The sequence below is a fragment of the Pseudarthrobacter naphthalenicus genome, assembly GCF_029076445.1.
Classification (GTDB): Bacteria; Actinomycetota; Actinomycetes; order Actinomycetales; family Micrococcaceae; genus Arthrobacter; species Arthrobacter naphthalenicus.
The window spans coordinates 1-4,959 of the sequence record NZ_JARESG010000056.1 but is presented as its reverse complement, the minus strand read 5'-3'; the positions used below and the strand labels follow the sequence as shown (position 1 = coordinate 4,959).

Below are 4,959 nucleotides of genomic sequence, written 5' to 3'. Positions count from 1 at the left end.
TTTATCTGTAGTCATGGAACAGCGTCCTCGATTGTCAGTGATTGGTTGGTTCTTCTTTGTGGTGGACACGTCAGCTTCGCTGTCAGTGGCTGCCCATAGGGTGCTCCCATGATTGCCCCTGGAACGTTCGGGTTTCGTTGGGTGCGGTCCACTTCCGGAGTGGACTTCGCCGTCGTTTTCGACCGGCGGAGCGGGGTGATTCATCCGGGAGCATGTGACTGGTTGCGGTCTTTGGTTGAGTCCGGCGCGTCGCCGAACACCGTGCGCAACTACGGCCTCAGGGTCGCGGGGTTCCTGAGTTGGCTTCCAAGTCAGGGCCTGGCTTGGACCCAAGCGAGGTCCTCGGCGATGGTGCGGTGGAAGAACCATCTGTCAGTGACCCCCGTGCAGCATGGGGCGGGGGTGGCGACGCTGAGACGTCCCGCGACGGTCGGCGCGTGGCTGGTTGCGGTGGTCGAGTTCTACCGGTGGGCGGCGCTGGAGGGTCTCGTGCCAAAGGAGCTGGTGGCCCGTTTATCGGAGGAGCAGTTCGTTCGGCCTGGTCCCCGGGGTGGGGAACGCGGCCGGACGCGCAGTATTGCCGCGAAGGAGCTGCGGGTCAGGACGGTGGAGGTGCCGAGGGCGCCGGCGTGGTTGTCGGAGGAAGCGGACCGACGGGCGTTTCTCGCGCTTTCGCTGCGCCCGCGGGACCGGTTCTTGGTGGAGTTGCTCTACTTCGCAGGGTTGCGTGTCGGTGAGGCGTTGTCGTTGTTCCGGGAGGATCTGCACCTGCTGGCGGACAACCGGCCGCACGGTTGCACGGTGAAGGGGCCGCATGTTCATGTGGTCCGCAACCGTTCGGCGAACGGGGCCCGTGCGAAGTCCCTGCGGGTGGTCCCGTTGCCTGCGGAGCTCGCGTTCTCTTACCAGGAGGCGCTGCGGGAGCGGATCGGCCGTGTTGGTGATGACCGGGGTCCGAACGTTTTCGTCGCCCTGGATGGGCCGACGGCGGGACAGGCGCTGAGCTACGCGAGGGTGGTGGACTTGTTCCGCCGGTTATCGAAGCTTCTGGGGTTCAAGATCCGTCCGCATGTGCTGCGGCACACGAGGGCGACGATCTGGTTGCGCGGGCTGGAGGGCGAGGCCGTTGAGCTTGATGTCGTGCGGGTGTTGCTGGGTCACCGGTCGATCGCTTCGACGCTGATCTACACGCACGCTTCCGAGGAGTCGCTGCGGGCGGCGGTGGCCAACCCGGCAGTCCAGTTCCCGGGGGCGGGCGCATGAGTGCCGTTGCAGAGGAACTGGTTCGGTCGCTATCTGGTGCCGGCACTGGTTGGTGCGAATTTCTGGCCGGGATGCTCAGCGATGACTGGGCCGTCGGTTCCTGGGACCCGGGCCGGGGCGTGTTGACGATCGACCCGTTCAACGAACTCAACGATTTCACAGTCTGTGACCGGCCCGGCTGCGCCAACCCGGCCGCCCGTGTGGCGTTTTGCCAATCGTGCGTGCGAAGGGCCAGGGCGGCCGGGTTGCCGGTCGAGGAGTACGCCCGAACGCGGCCGAAAGTGGATCCCTTGGAAGGCCGGTCCACGCGGGGCTTCGCGCTGTGTGGGGTTCACGACGAGGCAGGCCGCCGTTGCGGGCGGGCGCAGACGACCCGTGGACTCTGCCCATCGCACTACTACCGGTTCACCAAGAACTGCAAAGCCGGGGGCATGCCGGTCACCGATGAGATGCTGGCGGCGTTCATCACCGACCGGCGAGGGAAAGTGGCCCACCCCTCGGTGCCATGCCCGGTGACCGGCTGTGACCGGGTGTTCTCCACGCCCCTGGCGAGCGGGCTCTGCGACTATCACGACTCCGGGTTGCGGGCGGCGCGCCGGCTGGATCCCGTGCTCACCGTGACGGGGTTCATCGGATCCGACAGTGTCCTGGAACGCCATCAGTTGCCGTTGCGGTCCTTGCCGGAGCCGATGCGCACTGAGCTGCTGTTCGTCCTTCAGCAGTACTCGACCCGCGGTTACGGGAGGCTGATAGTGAACAAGCTGCGGCCGTTTATCAACGACGCCTGCCACGACGAGCACACCAATCTGCTGGAGTGTTTCCGCACGCACGAGCACGCCACACGGCTCAAGGGAGTCCGGTCGGTCGGGATCCTGGTCTTGGAGAAGGCCCTGCGGAGGTTCACCAGGTATGAGTCGCTGCAGGAGAATCTGGTCTATTTGCAGGACCTCCCGCTGCGGGTGACGAACTCGCACCCCAACGCCGACCTTGCCGGGTCCCCGCTGGACATGAGGGAAATCTCCCAGCCGTGGCTCGCCGCGGCTTTCCGTGAGTGGCTCCGGTCAACGTTGGAGCCCCGGACCCGGGTTCAGCGGTGCTTCGCCGCCTGCGTCGAGGCCTCCGCGGTGCTCCGTGCCAAACGCAGCGACGCAGGCATCGACCCGACCAGGCTGGCCTACGAGGACATGGCGGCCATCTCAACCCGCTTCGAGGCCCGCTGGCCTGTCAGGGCCTCACAAACAAGCCATGCCGTGTGGTGGGAGCTTTGCCGGACCGCCCGGCGGCTGGGTACCTGGAGGCAGATCCCGGAAAGCTTCGCACAGAACTACGCGGGCCATAAGAGGACGGCACGGCGGGACCGGAACGACCAAAGAGTCGAGAACGACAGGGTCACCCCTGCCGCGGTGATCGAGCACCTGCGCAACCATACCGGTCAGATGAGCGTTGGACGGCACACCAAAATGTATCGGTGCGTGCTGGAGCTCTTGATGGAAACCGGGCGCCGGCCGGGCGAGATCACCTCTCTGGGCACGGACTGCCTCCTCCAGGACCGGCACGGCGGCTGGCTGCTGCGCTACACCGCTCACAAAACCGGAGGAACCATCAAAGAGCTCCCCGTCGAATCACCGGTCGTGGAATCGATCCGCCGCTGGGAAGGGGCCCGGGAAGAGCTCGGCATCCGGTCGTCTTTCCTGTTCCCGACAGGCCGGCGCCGGCTGAAGGACGAGAACGTCCCACATATCGGCGAGACCTACTTGGCCCGGATCCTGCATAAGTTCACCGAGTCGCTCCCGCCCGTTCCCGGTCCGGTGCTGGACCCGGACGGGAACACGGTCGACTTCGACCTCGCCAGCGTCCAACCGTATGACTTCCGCCGCGCCTACGCGCAGCGGCACGCGGACAACGGCACGGACCCGGACGTGCTGCGCCAGCTCATGGACCACGTCTCCATGGCGACCACGATGGGCTACTACCAGGTCAGTTCAAAACGCCGCCGCCAGGCAGTGAGCACCCTCGCGCCCTTGGCCCACGACCGTCACGGCCACCAGATCGGGATCGGTCACGGACGAGTGCAACTGAAAATCACCCCGGTCCCCTACGGAGACTGCGCAGAACCAAGCAATGTCGCCGCCGGGGGCACCGCATGCCAGCTCCGGTATCAGTGCGCCGGCTGCGGGTTCTTCCGCCCCAACCCCTCACACATCCCGGAGATCGAAAAGGAAATCCTGAAACTCCGATCCCAGCTGCGCATCGCCGAAGCATCCGACACAGCCACCTACCTCCTCGACGCCCAACGCGGCCTGATCACCGACTACGAAAAAGTGCTGGCAACCATGCGCACCCGCCTCGAACAGCTCCCGCCCGAACAACGCCGCGAAATCGACACCATGTCCGAAGTCATGCGCCGCGCCCGCAGCGCCGCACTTGCCAACAAACAGATCGAGCTGAGGGAGCTATGACCACCGGCCACACCCCGGCCAAGGGAAACGCCGCTGCACTGGCACGGGCACGCGCTCAGACCTCGGCCCGCAAACACCAAGACGTCGCGGCAGCGCTGAAAGTCGCCGCGGACCGCGGACACTCACTCACCGTCTCCACCCTGGCCGCGGCCGCGGGCGTGAGCCGCCAATACCTCTACAGCCAACCAGACCTCGTGGATGCCCTCCGCCGCCACCAACAAACACAAACCGGTCTCGACGATCCGCCGTTGCGTGCTGCCCGGGCAGCTGATCTGATCAACGCCCACGAGACCATCAAACGGCTCAAAGGGCACATCCGTGAACTGAACCTAAAACTCGATGCGGGACTGGCAGCGCAGCTGGAACTACGTGATGAGAAACGGCTCCGGCAACTCTACGAACAACGCGGCCAGGAGATCGACCGGCTCATCGCCAACAACACGGACCTGTCCCGGACAGTCGCCCAGCTGCGGGAAACCGTCCGCACCCTCGAAGACGACCTCACGATCGAACGCACTGCGCTGCGCCAGCTCACAGGTCAACCATCAAACGTCACCAGCATCCGGTTCGGCGACGCCCCCTAACCAATCTGACCTTGCCTGCGGTCACAAACGCCGCACGATCCAGGCCAACCAGGAACCCGGTCCTGCCCGTCCAAACCACGGGAGACAATGGATTCATGAAGTTGGAACTGCTCCACATTGATCAATGCCCCAACTCAGCCAGTGCACACAAACTCCTCGAAGAAGCGCTGACTGCCTTGGACCACGCCGATACCGAAATTCACATGCGCTTGTTGAAGTCCGCATCTGACATTGAGGGCACCGGATTTGCCGGGTCCCCCACCATCACCGTCAACGGAACCGATATCTTCCCCGGCGGGGCACCCTCAACCGATCTGGCCTGCCGCATCTACATGACCCCCAACGGGTTCGCCGGCCTGCCAACAATGGACCAACTCACCAGCGCCCTCCGCGATCATGGATTCTGAATCCGTCACGTGCTCGTGCTGCGGGAGGCTGAAGCCCCGTTCCAAATTGCACGCTCTAGGGTCGGAACCCTCTTACATATGCCGGCGCTGCGGCCTGTGGGTTGCATTCCGGATCCGGCGAGATCCTCCCGACGAACGCTGACCGGCATCACGCCTGACAAATCGCCCTCAGTCGTGGACGTCGTTGACACAACAAATCCGCGGCGTCCAGCGCATCAGTGTTGACAGCACCCAGATAACGCTGTG

Annotated in this window: 4 protein-coding genes; all 4 read left to right on the top strand. The window is 64.7% G+C overall.

Annotated elements, in window-relative coordinates:
- The first annotated feature begins 108 nt into the window (after positions 1-108).
- Entirely contained in the window at positions 109-1,263 is a 1,155-nt protein-coding gene (locus PY310_RS21215; RefSeq protein ID WP_275216609.1) for a tyrosine-type recombinase/integrase, read from the top strand.
- Positions 1,260-3,722: a tyrosine-type recombinase/integrase gene (locus PY310_RS21210; protein ID WP_275216608.1), complete on the top strand. Its 2,463-nt coding sequence runs from the start codon at positions 1,260-1,262 to the stop codon at positions 3,720-3,722. Before PY310_RS21215 ends, PY310_RS21210 begins: the two co-directional genes overlap by 4 nt.
- A complete protein-coding gene (locus tag PY310_RS21205) occupies positions 3,719-4,306 on the top strand; it encodes a DUF6262 family protein (RefSeq protein ID WP_275216607.1) in 588 nt (195 codons plus the stop codon). Before PY310_RS21210 ends, PY310_RS21205 begins: the two co-directional genes overlap by 4 nt.
- 95 nt (positions 4,307-4,401) lie before the next feature.
- A complete protein-coding gene (locus tag PY310_RS21200) occupies positions 4,402-4,713 on the top strand; it encodes a thioredoxin family protein (RefSeq protein ID WP_275216606.1) in 312 nt (103 codons plus the stop codon).
- Positions 4,714-4,959: the final 246 nt, after the last annotated feature.

Bases quoted from the DNA above. Each gene is read 5' to 3' on its own strand.
- PY310_RS21200 (WP_275216606.1), top strand. From the start codon at position 4,402: ATGAAGTTGGAACTGCTCCACATTGATCAATGCCCCAACTCAGCCAGT.
- PY310_RS21215 (WP_275216609.1), top strand. From the start codon at position 109: ATGATTGCCCCTGGAACGTTCGGGTTTCGTTGGGTGCGGTCCACTTCC.
- PY310_RS21210 (WP_275216608.1), top strand. From the start codon at position 1,260: ATGAGTGCCGTTGCAGAGGAACTGGTTCGGTCGCTATCTGGTGCCGGC.
- PY310_RS21205 (WP_275216607.1), top strand. From the start codon at position 3,719: ATGACCACCGGCCACACCCCGGCCAAGGGAAACGCCGCTGCACTGGCA.